This is a genomic window from Saccharopolyspora sp. NPDC050389, from assembly GCF_040655595.1.
Lineage (GTDB): Bacteria > Actinomycetota > Actinomycetes > Mycobacteriales > Pseudonocardiaceae > Saccharopolyspora.
Map to the genome: position 1 here is coordinate 1 of NZ_JBFAKG010000152.1, position 15,554 is coordinate 15,554.

General features: G+C 66.7%; 4 protein-coding genes. 2 read left to right on the forward strand and 2 right to left on the reverse strand.

Annotation, left to right across the window (positions count from 1 at the left end):
- The first annotated feature begins 666 nt into the window (after nt 1-666).
- Nucleotides 667-2,511, forward strand: coding sequence for an Hsp70 family protein (locus AB0I53_RS46960; protein ID WP_358617004.1), 1,845 nt, complete (start codon nt 667-669; stop codon nt 2,509-2,511).
- Nucleotides 2,512-2,596: 85 nt separating this feature from the next.
- Here AB0I53_RS46960 and AB0I53_RS46965 read toward each other — a convergent pair whose 3' ends face one another.
- Nucleotides 2,597-3,628 carry a hypothetical protein gene (locus AB0I53_RS46965; protein ID WP_358617006.1) on the reverse strand — a complete coding sequence of 344 codons (1,032 nt, stop codon included), beginning with the start codon at nt 3,626-3,628 and terminating at the stop codon, nt 2,597-2,599.
- A 51-nt stretch (nt 3,629-3,679) separates the two neighbouring features.
- The gene (locus AB0I53_RS46970) at nt 3,680-13,174 is read right to left on the reverse strand and encodes a hypothetical protein (protein WP_358617010.1); all 9,495 of its coding nucleotides are present in this window, start codon (nt 13,172-13,174) and stop codon (nt 3,680-3,682) included.
- Nucleotides 13,175-13,507: 333 nt separating this feature from the next.
- Here AB0I53_RS46970 and AB0I53_RS46975 point away from each other — a divergent pair.
- Nucleotides 13,508-15,554 (forward strand): hypothetical protein (locus tag AB0I53_RS46975; RefSeq protein WP_358617013.1); only part of this gene is annotated, 2,047 nt, incomplete at its 3' end.

A 15,554-nucleotide genomic window follows, 5' to 3' on the forward strand; every position in this document is an offset into this window, starting at 1 on the left:
GGCCAGCGAGGCCAGTCGTTCGACGAGATTCCCGAACATCGTCGGCTGATTTCCTTCCAGAAGCTGGCTGGCGACCTCAATCGGAGAACGCAGGTCGGATTCTGTCCTGATGCACTGCATCCGAGGAGAACGCGTCAGTGGTGTCGTTGCGCTCTTTTGCACGCAACGACGATTGTTGATCAAAATTCGCCAGTTGCGGCGAAATTCGGATTCTTTCGAGTCTTATGGGCAATCAATATGACCCGAACCGCCGCCCTGCCTCAGCTCTGACTTAACGAAACTCCAGGTCAGGGATCATCAGCTGCCCGCCCGGCCTGTCGTTAGATGACGTGGACACGTCTACCAGGATCTCCGATCCCGCCCTCACACTCATACCCGGCACTCACATCAGGTGCCTCTTCTCATCCTGACAAAGAGGGTCCCGTGTCTCTCGTAGCCTCATCGCGCGCCTGTAAAAAGGGGCCATCCCTGGTGTTCAAAGGGGCACAACATCACAGGTTGCACTAGCTACCCGTCGACCTGTGGCGATAGCGTGGTTCCGAATAGCTGTGATCAGCTTCACCCTGCGTGGCAATGGGAAGGAAAGACGCCGTGTGGTATGGCGTGGGCATCGACCTCGGAACTTCGTTCACTTCAGCCGCCGTAGCAACCCCCACCGGGGTACGCATGGCAACCCTGTCCCCCGACATCGTCGTCCCCTCGATGGCCACCCCCGGCCCCGACGGCACCCTGCTCACCGGCCTCGCCGCCGCTAACTCCCGCAACGCCACCACCAACCCCGCCCTACTCGCCCGCGGCTTCAAACGCCGCCTCGGCGACCCCACCCGCCTCATGCTCGGCGGCGCCTCCTACACCCCCGCCGCCCTCATGGCCGCCCAACTGCGCGACGTACTCACCCACGTCAGCACCGCTTATGGCGGCGGACCACCCGCCACCATCACCCTCACCTGCCCCGCGATCTGGGGCCCCTACCGCCGCGAGCAATTCGCCGAGGTCCCCCGCCTCGCCGGCATCCCCCACTACCAACTCGTCACCGAACCCGAAGCCGCCGCCACCCACTACACCAACGAGCGCCGACTCGGCAACGGCGAAATCATCGCCGTCTACGACCTCGGCGGCGGCACCTTCGATACCACCATCCTCCGTGTCCAACCCCACGGCATGGAAATCCTCGGCACCCCCGAAGGCATCGAGCACATGGGCGGCATCGACTTCGATGACACCCTCCGCGCCCACCTCGACGACAAACTCGACGGCGCAATCAGCACCCTCGACCCTGAAGATCCCACCCACGCCACCGCCCTCGCCACCATCCACACCCTCACCACCCACGCCAAAGAACAACTCTCCGCCGAACCTGACCTCACCCTCACCATCCCCCTCCCCACCGGAAACCACGAGGTCTACGTCTCCCGCCAGGACCTCAACAACATGATCCGCCCCTCGCTGCAACTCACCACCGAGGCGCTTCACCGCACCATCACCTCAGCCGGCATCCACCCCGACGACGTCTCCGCCATCCTCCTCGCCGGCGGTTCCTCCCGAATCCCCCTCATCCACCAAACCCTCAGCCACGAATTCAACAAACCCATTCGCGCAGCCCTCCACCCCAAACACACCGTCGCCCTCGGCGCCGCCACCACCACAACGCGCACCGCCAAACCCCAACCCAGCAACAACCCCGTAACCCCAACCGAAATCATCCCCGTAACCCCAACCGAAATCATCACCACAAACGCCACACCACCCACCATCAGAACATTCCCGCCAGCACTACCCAGCACCACATCACCCAAGAAAACCCGCAAGAAATGGCTCATCCCCCTCGCCGCGGGCATCACCGCCATCGCCGTCATCGCAGCCATCACCACCTACGTCACCGCCGGCAACGCCGAAACGCATGGCCCCGAACCTATCGCCGGGAGCACGCAGCCCGGTGAGCCGTTGCCGGTGTTCGACGGCATGGCGGCGAAGCCGTGGGTCGGACTCATCGGCTCCGAGCAGGGCCGGACCGGCACCGAATTCTGGACGAACGGGGCCCAGACCAAGGAAGGCCCGGTCACGGTACGGCTAGACGGCATGGGCGGACTCAAGATGAACTGGTCCGGCCAAGGCAGCGGCCAGGTCTACTTCCAAAGCCAGCCAGGATCAGGCGGCAACCAAGACCTCTCACGCTACTTCGACAACAACGGTGCGATCGTCTTCGACGCGACACTGCACAGACCGCCGTCGAGCACCGTGTCGATGGAGGTGCACTGCACCTCCCCGTGTCGCGCAAAGGTCACCGCCACAAACCTGTTCAAGCGGCTGCCTGCCGGGAAGCCGGTGACAGTCAAGCTGCCGCTGCGCTGCTTCGTCGAGAACCGGGCCGAGCAATGGGATCCGGCGGCTATCAACACTCCGTGGCTGGTGTACACCGACGGTTCGTTCGGGATGACGGTCTCCAAGGTGCGCTGGGAGGCAGGAGCGGCGAACGATCCCGACGCCACCCGTTGCGATCAGCTGTCCTGACATCACCTGATCAACAATGGCCGTGCCCGTCTTCACGGGGCGGCGAACAGACTTTACCGGGGTCCTTCGCCTCATCTGATCCGGATCAGCAGGTCCAGACTGGTTCCGCCTCCGGGGGCCGGCGTAGGACGTCCATTGCGCGATGTATCGCTACCGCGTCCAGCTCCGGGGGAAGTAGGCCGGCGCCGCGGATGTGCGCCAATAGGTCGGGGTCCGGGGCCAGATGGTGGTGTTCCAGGTAGTACGCGATGGTGTCCGGCCAGATCCAGGTGCCGTCGGTGCGGAGGCTCATGGGGACGACCGCGCCGCGGGAGGGGTCGACGACGTCGTCCAGGGTGGCCGTCGTGGTCATTAGGGCAGCGCCGGCGCGTAGGTAGTCGAGGATCTGGCCGCGTTCAGCCTCGTTGTCCATCCGGGGGTGGTCCGGGGCGAAGCTCGGGCCGGAAGCCGGGTCCACCGCGTCGAAAACCCGCGCCACCGTGATTTCCGGCGTCTCGGTGGCAGCCCACAGGAGCGCACCGTAAGCGCGGGCCGCGCGCTGGTACGTGGGCACCGGGCCGACGACCGGGGTGACCTCGACCTGCGGAGCCGCTTCACCGGCGGCGATGAGCGCTTGCTGCAGGCGAGCGGTGAGCGCGGGCAGGTCGTCATCGTCGGCTTCGACGACGTAGACCGCTCGCGGAGGCGGGTACGGCGCGCCATCCGGGGACATTCGCCATGCACGCCACATTCCGTGCGCGGCAGGCTCTCCACTGAGGACTTCGATCAGTGCTGCCACGACGGAATCGTCGTTGGAGCCACCGGAATCCGGTGGCTCGGCGCTGAACTGCCACACCAGCGGCGGATCGTCGATCACGGGTTCGATGCCTTGCAGGACGTCCGGCGATGCACCCTCCGTCTCGAAGACGGTGGCGAGCACGCCCAAATCCCCTTCGGTGAGCGGCAGGACGTACCGCGTGGCGGTGGATGCCACCGCGCGGGCAACCTCGTCGAGCCGGTCGTCCGCGAGCCAGGCACGAGCCTGCGTGACCAACTCGTCCGGTGCGAATCCGGCCTGCCGTAAAAGTACTTCGTGCATGGCGGCCGTTACGTCCGCTTTCTGGTCAGGTGTGGTCATTTCCTTCTCCTCGGCACGTTGTCGGTACCAGAACTCGGGTGGTTCGCCCGGTCATGCTTCACTCGTCATCCGGTGCTGATGTTTCCGAAAATACTGCTCGGCTACCTTTCCCGATCTCTGTAGTCTCAACTCTCGCGCTGGCCCGCTCTGCCGACCTGTCCACCTGATCACCGCGGGCGGTGCTCCGTTGACGTAGCGGGGCGGCGCCGAGCCGTTCACCGCGGCACGCAATTCCGGCCCTGACCTCCACAGCTGTTGGCCCTCGGAGCCCAGCAGGTACCAGTGCCCGGTGCCCAGCCCGTCGACGAACTTCGGCAACACCTTGCCGTCCTCGGCGACCGAGACCTTCGTGGCATGAACAAGCTCGTCCGCGGTTTGAACCACATCGACCCTCGCTGTCCACACTCGCATGTGCAGCGCGCGGGCGAACCGCTCCGCGAACGTCCATTCGCCCGGCCCTAGTCGCCGATGCGCGCCGCACCCCAGCAACGCAACTGCCGGTCCCGGGACGAAACGCCGGTCTTTTCGCACCTCGTCGGCGAAGGCTTCGGGCGTTACCTTCCGGCCGTCGGGCAACACCGCCCGCCCGTCGGGCGTCACGTGCACACCGACGATCTGGGTGCCGTCCGGCAAATCGGGTGCCGACTCCGCGGCCTGCTCGATGGTCTCGGTGGAATCGCCGGGCCCCCGGAACAGCAGCGGTTCCGGTCGTGGTGAACGGGTCAGTTCGGTGGGCGGCTCGACTGGCCGCGGCTGGCTTCCGTCCGCCCGGTGCAGCATCCACTTCGGCCCCCGGCCTCGGTTTACCCGTGCCAACACATCCGCGCCGGTACTTCGCAGCTCGGTGACCTCGGCATTGGGGATGACCGTGCCGTCGTGCCCGAGCACCAGCAGCGGCCGACTGCCTTCGGGGACAGCGGCGGCGTGATGCGGCGACCGGGTCCATCCGCTGTATTCGGCGGTTTCGGTCGCCCCATGGATCGGAAGACTCACCGGCGCGCTGCGCACACCCCAACGGAAGTCGAATCTTGGCGCGGTCCCCGCCTGCACCGAAGAGCCGGAGCTTGCCAACGCTGAAACAAGATCCGCACCAGGAAGCTGCCGCATGCCGCCCGCGGCCGACAGCAGGTACCAGTGCCCTGCTGTCGCGGACCGGACCTCGCCGCCGAGTCTTGCTTCGGCCCATTCGCTCCACGTCGGCAACCCGCTGCGGACGAACGACAAATCGCCGGTGACAACTCGGCCATCAGCGGCATGCCACACCTCCTGGTCGGCCGCGATCACGTCGACACCGAGGATGTCACGCAGCTGAGCCACATCGGCCAGGTCGAGCGATCCGTCAGTTCCCACCAGCACGATCGGCCGCCTGGCCCAGCCAGGTAGCTGCTCGATTCGCGCGGCCAGCTCGGGCACCGTGCGGTTGTCACCGGATGCGGTCAGCCCGACCACCAGGTGGCCGCCGACCTTGGGCAGCAGCGCCGCCGCGTCCTGGTCGTCGGCGTTGGGTGTCCAGACGTCCGGCAGTGCGGCCGGTGCTGGGGCCGGTGCGCTGGCCGGCGGTGACGGCTCAGGCTGCGGTCCGGGCAGGTTGTTCGCCGCTGCCTGGGCGGACTCCACGGCGAAGTACCCGCCGTTGTCGATGGTCACCTCGACTTCGGCTGGTTTTCCCGGCAGGGCGACAAAAAGAGTGCGGTGCTCGGTCTGATCGGTGAGCGTGTAGATCGCCTTGCCCGCCCGGTAGACGTGGTAGGTGCCCTCCTTCTCGGCGGTGACCTCTCGGGCATTGCCGCGGGTGGAAACCTGGACGCGCGGCTTCGACCTGCTGCCCGACACCCCGCCCGACGGGTCGAGCGTGCTGCTCTCGCCGGGAAGGAGCATGTCCCCGGCCCGGTTGCCGGATTTACCGCTCTTTGCCTTGGAATCGCTGCCCTGCACCATGGCCAGACCGGGCAAAGTCGCGCTGCTGTTGGTGGTTTCCGTTTGGGTGACTTCCTGCTCGGTTTTCTGCTCGTGGGTCAGCTCCCCGGTCGCGGTGAAGGAGTTGACGTACTCGACCTCGGCGAACCGCAGGCGCACCGCGAGACCGTGCTCGTCGTCCCAGACCATCCCGGTCTTGACCATGGCGGGGAAGGGCACCGGGCCGTCCAGCAGTTCCTGCGTCATCGCGGTCAAGCCTTCTTCTCCGCCGAGCTGCCACAGCAGTTGCGCCGGCAGGGTGGCCGGGCGGACCCAGCCGCCGCCGGTGGGCGCCTGCATCGGCGGTTCCGAACTCGCCGGGTCGGCGTCGTTGGCCGGCTGCTGCGTTGTATGCGCCAGGACCGCAGCCAGCCACGGGAACAGACGCTCGCTTCCGGGCAGTGCCAGCGGGATCACGTCCATCCCACGCAGATCCTGCGGTAGCGATCCCAATTCCACCGCGCCGCCGACGGGCACGGGCCGGCCCCTGATCCGCACCGGGCGCGGCGCCGGCGCGGTGGTCGTGGTCAGGCCCCCTGGGATGGTGAACAGGGCCGTGCCACCGCTGGTGAACCGCCGTTGCTCCGGTGTGCGGGTGTCGTCCCGCATCGCCGACCACATTTCGACACCCCGCCTCGGCGCGGTCAGCAGCAGGTTGTTCAGCACCGCGTTCGGAGTCCACGACCGATACATCTCGACCTGGAACCAGGTCGGCCAGGTGTAGGAGTAGGAGGTCTCGTCCTCCGCTGCCACCCGCCGCTTGAACGCGTCGCTGTCGGTGTCGCGTTGGCTCCGTGACCATTCCTTGCCGTAGCCCGCGTCCGGGTGCGCGCCCGCCCGGCGCAGTTTGCCGTTGAAGCTGCGCGCTACGAGAACACTTCCAAAAAGGCCACCGCCGCTCGACCGGGATTCTGTTTGCGCCCGTTTCTCGGTGTTCTGGAAGAAAGTGTCGGATTTGATCTCCGTGTTCGGCGTGGCCTGAGCGTCCGGCGCGTACCGTGCGCGAACGACGAACTCGATCGTCTCGGTGCCGCCAAGATACGGCCGGGCGGCCAGCAACGACGTCCCGGATGTCGTCGCCTGGCCGAACCGAGCACCCAGTGCGGTCGACGACGCCAGTTTTTCCACGGACCCGCCGATCCCGGTCGGCACCTCTAGCCAGCGACCCGTACCGAAACCGGGAGCATGGTCGGAGATCATGCTCTTGATCAGCGGGGCGACCTCGTGCGCATTGGAGATCTCGGTGACGATGGTCGGGCCGAGCGCAGCGCCGGAAAGTACGAACTCGGGGGGATAGCGCACCTCGGTCGCCGGTTTCGGCTTCGCCGCCACCCCGGCGGGCAGGTCGAGGTGCCGGGTCTGCGGTGGCTGTCCCTCCGCTTCCGGTTCGCGGGCCGGGTTGGTGTGCAATCGCTGTGCGACGGCGTCCGCGAGCAGGAATTCGACGCCGCCGTTGACCGCGATCTGCTCGGTTTCCGCGGCCGCGTCCGGTTCCCCGTAGCTGGTGATCTCGAACACGGCATGCGCTCGGTAGAGGTGGGTCGCTCCCCTTGTCTTGCCGGTCCGTCGGCGTGAGGTGCCAAGACCGTAGGTGGTTCCTTTCTCCTTGCTGAAGGTTCCCCGGCCGGTGAACGACGGCATCACGTGGGCTCGTTTGCCGGATTTGCTCCCGAACTGCATCAGCGTGGGCACGCGGAAACGTCCCTCGCCGCCCATCCCTCTCGTTTCCTGACCGTCGAGCTTCAGCCCGCCCTCGGCGACCCCTTCCAGACTGAGCTTGTCCGAAACGGTGTCGATCGGATGGGCGTCGAACAGCCGCAGCCGCACCCGGCCGCCGGTGATGGGCAGCCCGCCGGGTGCCAGCAGCTGGTCGAGGGGCGCTGCCAGCGGGTCCTCTGGGCCCGGTGTTGCGTCGTGTTGTTTCGAGCCCGCAAGGTTTTGCAGGATGTCTTCGATGGGCTCGCTGAGCACCGTCGACGGTGTTGCCACGCCCTGTGGCATGAGGAATTCGACCTTCACCTGGAACGGGTTGTCGTCCTGGTCGGCGTAGTCGAAGTCTCGGATGACCGTACCGAGGTTCGTCAGATCGCCTTGCGCAGTGGTGGGTGCCAGTGGCTCCGGAACTAGCACGCGCGCCCAGCCATCGATCGTGGAACTGCCGGTCGTCGTGGCGCTGCTGGACGTCGAGGCACCGCCGGAACTCCGGACACTGTCCGAGTCACTGTCGGATGTCGAGGAGTTGTCGGACAGAGTGGTGAGCTCGATGTCGCCGTTGTTCGGCGCATCAGACCGGTTTGTCTGCCCGCGGAACAGGCCTAGCCAGCGGTACCACGGGTCCGGCTGCACGTTCTGTGCCTCAGCCGGCTCGGTCTGCTCGGTCTGCGACTCCGGCTGCTCGGTCTCCGGGGTGGCGGCCTTCGTCGAAACGGAGATCGACCAGGTCACCTGCCGGTCGAAGGTGACTGCGGGCCCTTTGTACTTCGCGCGTCGGTTGACCTTGTAACTCTGCGCGGCGGTGCTGCTGTATCCGTGTGAGAACTGGGCTGTCGCGCCGAACAGGAAGCCTATGTTGCGCCAGAAATCCTTGCGCTTGGTGCCGATCGCGGCCCCCGACTCGACACCGATCCGCTGCTGCGTGCCGGCTTTCGCCTTGATCTCGCCGCGGATGGCGTTCTTCGCGGTGAAGTCCACGGTTGCCTTCTCGACCTTGCCGGTGCCGATAAGCGTACCCAGTTCCGGCCTGACCTTGATCGTCACCAGCTGATCATCGACCCGGATCGTCTTGGTGACATCGCGCAATTCTCCGTGGAACAAGCCGAAGAGCGCGGACGCGCCGAAAGCCGAGGACAACTGCGTCTCGACGAGCGCCCGCTGGTCGTGGCTCAGCGACGCGAGCTCGTTCCCCGCCGACTCGCGCAGCATTCGGCGCACTTCCGGGAGCACCCGTTCGATTCCTGGCGCTCGGTCCACCACACCGCCGCCGGTGCTCTTGCCGGCCGCGAGCATGTCGGGCTGCCGGGGCTCGCCCGCGGGAATCGTGATCTCCGGACGCTTGCTGTAGTCGGCCAGGATCGACAGCACGAGTTGCTCGGCGGTTTCGTTCTCCAGCCGGGCGTCAACTCTTCCGTCCGAGGTTTCGTATTGCTCCTCGGCGATCTGCCGGGCGGAGTGTGCCGCGGAAATCTCTTCGAGCCGGGCGAAGTCGTCGGCGGGCATCCACAGGAACACTTTCTCCGCACCGGTATCCGAGCCTTCCAGCGTCGGATCCGTGGAGTACCGCTCAACCCGGACATCCAGCGTCGCCTCCACCAGGACGGCATCGCCCTCGATGCTGACGACGCTCTTCTTCCCGGTGCTAATGCCCAGAACCTGCGTCAGCGACTCGCCCGATCCCGCCGAACCGGACACCGTGAAGGGTGTGATCGTGGTGTAGGAGCCGAGGCCGCGCCGTTTCTCGTTGACATCGGCGACGAATCCAGGCCCCACCGTCACCGAGGCTTCGGTGTTCGCAGACTGCGCCTCGCTGGTGTCGAGTTTCGTGTCGCTACCGGCATCCTGCCGCAAATTCACGGCCGGAACGACGCGGCTGTCAACCCGCCGCATCGAGCGCAGCTCCGCGGACACCTCCAGTGACAGCGTGTTCAGCTTCGCGCCCGGCAACCGCAACGGGCTTGGCCGGTAACCACCACCGGTGATCTCCTCGAACTTCGTGATCGCCGTGTCTTCGGCCAACTCCCGCGACACCGAATCACGGACACCGACGCCTACTTCCGACAGTGGCAACTTGGCGAGAACCTGCTGGCGAATGCGCCGCATGGCGGCCGCTTGTGGCACGGCGAACACCTCGTGCAGGGCTGAGGCCGGAAGGGGCAGCACTGGATCGTCCGCGCCGGGCTCGGTGGTGGCGGGTGGCACATCCTCCCCGTGGTAGCAGATCAGTGCCACATCGGTGATCTCGTCGGTCCGGTACGTCTCCGGCGGGTTCTCTCCTTGCCGCACGTCGATGACGAACCGACCGTCGACGACGAAATTACGCTCGGGAACCCGGGTGCTCAGCCCGCGCGAAAATTCCATTGCCGATACGAGGCTGCGCTGCTCGCTCTTCCCCAGTGCGGGCCGCACGGAGGGGTTGAAGATTACGTTGCGAACCGCGCCCTTGGCCGCCGCGCCCACCATGTTGGGCACGACAGCGACCATGCCGGCCTGGGGGCTCTGTTCCTGCCCGACAGTCAGGCCCGCATCGGCGTAGCGAAGGCCATACTCGATGACTCCATCGGCCGGCGGCAGGCGCACGGACGTCGACGCGGTGCGTTCGAACTTCAGGTGCAGCTCGCGGGAGCCGACCTCGATCCGGATGCCTTCGTCGGCCAGACGCCGCAGGGTTCGCGTGAGCTTGGCGTCGGAGAACAGCTCCTCGATCGCGGCTCGGGCGGGTTCCCGCAAATCTTCCGGTAGGGCGGTAAGAACGTCCTCGGGGTCGATATTGCCGGTCTGCCAGATCTTGCCGCTGCCCATCGCACCGTCGGCAGCGTAGGGCGGCAGGTCGACCTGCCGGACCGTCACGTCGGCGCGGTCTGCCGCGATACGGGCTTGGGTCACGGCCTTGGTGGCGGTCTTGGCCGCTTCCGCAGTGGCGCCACGCTCGTTTTCGGCCCGGGCAATTGCCTCGGCGGTGCGTTCGCTCGCTTCTTGATCCGCCGTCTCCAGTTGCTCAATCCGCTCCCGCACAGCGGTGAACTCTGCGGCAGCGGTCTCCACGCGCGCCTCCGCGCGCGCCTCCGCGTCGGCGCGCTGGGTAAGCAGCAGCGCATCCGGCACAGGTCCCTGGTTCTCGTGCTGGTTTCGCAGTAGCTGCGCCCGCTCGCGGGACACCCTTAAAAATCCGCGCCGTTTCTGAATCAAGTTCTGCCGAGCCGCATCGAGTTCCGCGCGCAATTCGTCCTGCCGCTGCCTGGCCGCCGTCAGGTTTTGCTGCGCCGCGGTCAACTTCTCGGCTTGCTGCCGAGCACGCTCGACACTCGCCGCGGCCGAGGTGGTCTCGTCGGTCGCCGTCTTGAGCAACGCGTCGGTCTCGGCGGTGTCGGCGGCCGTGACGGTGGTGGGAGGCACCTGCGGCGCGGGCGCATCCACCATGTTGTAGATCTGGGTGAGTTGGTCATCAGCCGCCGTGATGTTGCTGCGCGCCCGGGCCACTTTCCCGATGTGGTCGGAATTCCGCAGCGATGCCAGGTCGGGCCGCGGCTCCGTGCGGAACCGCGCCGACTCCGTGCGCAGGTGCACCCAGTTAGGACTCAGCCCGGTCTGGCCCGGCGGCAAGGAAACGTCAGCGGGGGCCTGTCCTGGTTGCCAATCGCCCTTCCGGGTCGTCTCCCAGGTGCCCTGCGAATAGTTAGGACGCATTTTGGAGTGCTCGTCCAAATACCAGCCACCGACCATGGAGGCAAACGGCATGGTCGCCGGACCGAACCACACGATGCCCCGCGTCCAGATCGCCTCAGCATCCAACGCCCCGTCCAACTCCCGCGCGAACTCCTCCGAGACCCCACAGGCATACAGCCGGATCGACCGCCGCCCGCCCATTCTCGACCGAATCAAATCAGCCAGCTGCCGGGCATCCGCACTCTCGCCGCCGATAAGCACTCCACCGCGCCCATCGCCTTTCACCACCACCGCCAACCGGCCATCCTCAACCGGCAAACCACGCGCTGCAGCACGAGTGTCCTCGTCCAAATCGGACGGTGACACCATAATCCCCGCCGGAATCTCCTCTGGCCGAACATTCTGCAAATACTGCTCGGCCGCCCGCGCCTGCTCCAGGTTCAACCCGATCCAGTACAGGTCCTTCGGGGCCCAGCGCCCCAACTGCACCCACCGCCTCGCAACCGCGACCCGAGCACGCATATCTGGAACGAAATCCGCCGGCAACGCCGCCAAATTCTCCTCCATACGCCCAACCAACTCCGCCAACGCAACAACCACATCCGGCCTGACAGCCGCCGTATTCCTCGCCGGAATCTCCTCTGCGCCCGAACCCAACACCTGTTCAGACCGAGTCGTATTCCAGGTGCCAAACCCATTGGTCTCCGGACCGAACACCATGTCCGGCGTCCAGATGACCTCAGCATCCAACGCCTCATCCAACTTCCGCGCGAACTGCTCCGAGACCTCACCGGCATACAGCCGGATCGACCTCTTCCCGACCATTCCCGCTCGAATTAAACTAGCCAACTTCCAGGCATCGACACTCTCGCCGCCGATAAGCACTCCACCGCGCCCATTGCCTTTCACCAACACCGCCAACCGGCCATCCTCAACCGGCAAACCACGCGCTGCAGCACGAACATCCTTATCCAAATCGGTCGACATCATAATCCCCGACGCAACAACCACAGCCGGCCTAACAGCCGACGCACCCGCGGACAAACTCCTGGCGGGAGGCCCACCAGCAAACGAAGACCCTCCCCCACCAGACAGCGACTCCGCCAGCTCGGCCGCCTCCCGCGACCACTGCTCAGCCGCCCGCATCCCCATCAGATGCGAGGAAGTCCAGCGCAGATCCGCAGGAGTCCAGCCCTCCTGCTGCACCATCGCCCTCGCAACCGCGACCTGAGCACGCACATCCGGACGGAAATCCGCCGGCAACGCCGCCAAATGCCCCTCCATACGCTCAACCAACCCCGCCAACGCAACAACCACAGCCGGCCTGACAACCCCAGCCGACGCACCCCCGGACAAACTCCTGGCGGGAGGCCCATCAGCAGCGGATGCCCGGTAGTTCCCCGCGTCGGCCGCCAAGGCTGCCGGAGCGTCCGAGTCGCGCGACTCCAGGTGCTGCACGGCGCGTTGGTGACCGTCCTCGCCGAGCACGGTGCGCAGGACCACGTCCAGTGTGTCCCCGGTATTCGCCAGGAACGCGGCCCGCACCTCCTGGACGGCGGCCGGATCCCCGTGCAGCGCGGCCAGCTCACGCAGCACGGCGTTCTCGTCGACGGAGTCCCGCGACAGCAGGTGATCCAACGTCCGCGCCCGGCGCTGCGGGCCCGGCACCATCACATCCGGACGCAGTCCCTGCGAAATCGCCACTTCCTCGGTCCGCCACAGGTTCCGTGGCAGGAACGCCCGCTGCTTGCCGGTCATCAACCCGTCATCGGGTATGTAGGAGTTCTGCGGGCGGTGCGGCCGGCCGGTAGCGGTGTCGGTGGGCATTGGCGGATCGGCCCGGTTGAACACCAGCCGGTTATCGTCCTTCGGGCGCTCCTGGAGGTCGCCGACCTGGTCCCTGCGCAACCGCTGGATGAAATCGGGCTCCAGCCCCAGGTGGAGACCGACCCTGGCGGCGAGGCCATACCCGCTGGACCGAAGGCCCCAGACCCTCGGATCCTTGTCGGCAGACTGCCGGAGGTCAACGCGGAAGTGCGACTCGGCCCGGTTGTCGCTGAACTCCAGCTTGACGAAGTACCGCGCGTCCGGGTGCATCCGCTCGGGCCGGAACAGCTCCGTGACCCCGCTGATCGCGCGGTCCTTCAGCTCATCGACCTCCCGTTGGGCATCCGCGAGCCGCTGCTTCGACTCGTCCGCCTTCGCCCGCAACCGCTGCTCCTCGTCTCGCAACGCGGCATTGTGCGGTTCGCGTGCCGCGTCCGTCTTCGCCTCTGCGGCCCACCGCTCGTCGGCACCCGCCTCCTCCCGCAGCGGACTCAGATACGAGTCGGTGTCCAGGTGCGTCCGGACCGTGTACTCCGGCATCGACACACCGTTCGCGGTCTGCCGACGACCGAGCTCGTAGGTCCCCGGATCGAAGTACTCATCGGGAAGACCGAGGTAGTGCCCGAGCTCGTGCGCGAACGTCGAGCCGAGCGTGTACGGGTTCCAAATGACCTGGTTGGTACCCGCGCTTGGGTCGGTGCGGAGGCCGATCGATCGATGGGCCTCCGCCGGATCATCAACGAACTCCAGCCGGAAGTGGAACTGGTCGCCGGAATGGGCCATCCGGTAGCCCTGGTTGTACAGCTCATCCACCCAATCGGCGGCGCGCCGCTTCAGGTCGTCGATCAGGCGCTGCCGCTGCTCCAGCTCCACGTCGGCCTCGTGCGCCTTGTCCCGCTGCACGTCGGCCCGCTGCCGAGCGGCATCGGCGTCGGCCTGCGCACGGGCAAGCACGGCGGCGTTGCCCGGCGACGAATCCAGTCGCTGTGCGAGTCGTCGGACGGCAACCGCGGCATTATCGGCGGCGTGCTCTGCTGCCTCGGCAAGCCGCAGCTCACGCTCGGCGCTCTCCCGGAACGACGCCAGGAACACGTCGGACTCCAGGCGCGCCTTGAACGTGAACTCCTGCACCCCACGACCCGGCGCCACCTCGAAGCGCCGCCAGTCGTAGCTGACGAAGCCCTTTCCAGTCACCAATCTGTCAGGACGGCTGGACATCCGGACGTCCCTGCCCTCGATGGCCACCGAGCCATCCGGAATCGTATTCCGCAAGTGTTCCCACGCGCCGGGCTTCAGCGGGTCCGGCAGCGGGTCGAACCACGACGCCTGCCGCACCTGGGTGTGCTGCCAGGCGCGGTCTTCAGGCCCGGGTTCCTTCCCACCGAGCCAGAGGGCGCCGTAGTAGGCGGCCTCTCGGAGGCCTGCTGCTGGCTCGGTTTCCCCGCCCCGCTCGGCGGTTTTCCCGGCGGGGGTCTCCGCCCGGTCGTCCGCCGGTCGCGACGCACGGACCTCCTCATCCGGGTTCGGGTGAGTCCGCACAGATGCGTCGGTGACCGGCTCGCCGGATCCCCGCCCGCCTGCACTGGCCACCGACGTCGCCTGGGCAGAGGTCGTCGCTACGAACGGCGTTGTGGTTTCCGCGGGATTGTTGTGTCCGGCCTCCCTCGATTGCTGCAGCAGGTCGCGCGCGAGAGCCCGCAACAACACCTCCGCGGAATCCCGGGCGACTGTCCGCAGATCCGGCATCACCGACAACGCTTCCGGACTACCGCTCATAAGATGAGCGGCAATCGTCACAAGAGCGTCGTGCCGCCCGCGCCTGCGCAATGCCGCAAGGAAAACCCTTTCCCGGTCGCGACCAGGAGCATCGATGAGGCCCTCATAGGTCGCACGCACCCGTGCCCTCGCGTCATCGAGGTTCCATGCCTCCTGCGATTGCACATCCCGAGGTTGGCCCCTCCAGCGCCGTTGTTCGGCCTCCTCAAACCGACTCGCAGCAACCGACAACCCCTCGAGCGACCACACCACCGCCGACTGGCCCCCGGGCGTGAACACCCGACCATCACGCCGCGGCCCAGGTTTCACACCGGGCTTATCATGCTGCTTCGCGCCCTGCCCCGGACCAGTCCCGGGCACCGTGTCCGGTTCACGGGAACCGCCCATGCCGAGCATGGGATCGCCGAATTCGAGGGGAATCTCCCGCACCCGGCCCGCACCGTCGGGCTCGACCTCGGCGAGGGAGGTCGTATCGGTCCGGTCGGACCCATCGGAGCCGGCCGAGACGACCGAAGCCGCATCGGACTCGGTGTCGGCGAGCAGGGGCCGCTCGTCGGAGTCACCCAGACCGTCCCGGTCGTCGGGATCGTCCGGGCCCGCCGCGGTTTTCTCCTCAAGGTTCTCCGCCGCGGTTTTCTCGTCAACGACCTCCGCCGCGGCCTTCTCCTCTTTCTCCTTGAGGTTCTCCGGTGCGGTCTTCTCACCGCGGGTCGCCGGCAGATCCTTCCCACCCCAGCGACCAAACCAGTCCCGCGGGTTCCACGAACCCGGATCAGGCCGCACATCCAGCAGTTCGGCCACCAACAACGCGATCCTGGGCGCCCCGCCATCCCGCCGGGGCTGACGAAGCATCAGCTCATACAAACCCAGCAACGTTTCCGGCCCGTACCTGCCCGTCAACGCCAACTGATCAACCCGGCCCTGCAGGATCGTGTTCAACCACACGAACGACGTGACCCCGGCATTGGCCAACCGCAGATCCTTCTTC

Coding starts and splice junctions, on each gene's coding strand:
- AB0I53_RS46960 (WP_358617004.1), top strand. CDS start 667: ATGGCAACCCTGTCCCCCGACATCGTCGTCCCCTCGATGGCCACCCCC.
- AB0I53_RS46965 (WP_358617006.1), bottom strand. CDS start 3,628: ATGACCACACCTGACCAGAAAGCGGACGTAACGGCCGCCATGCACGAA.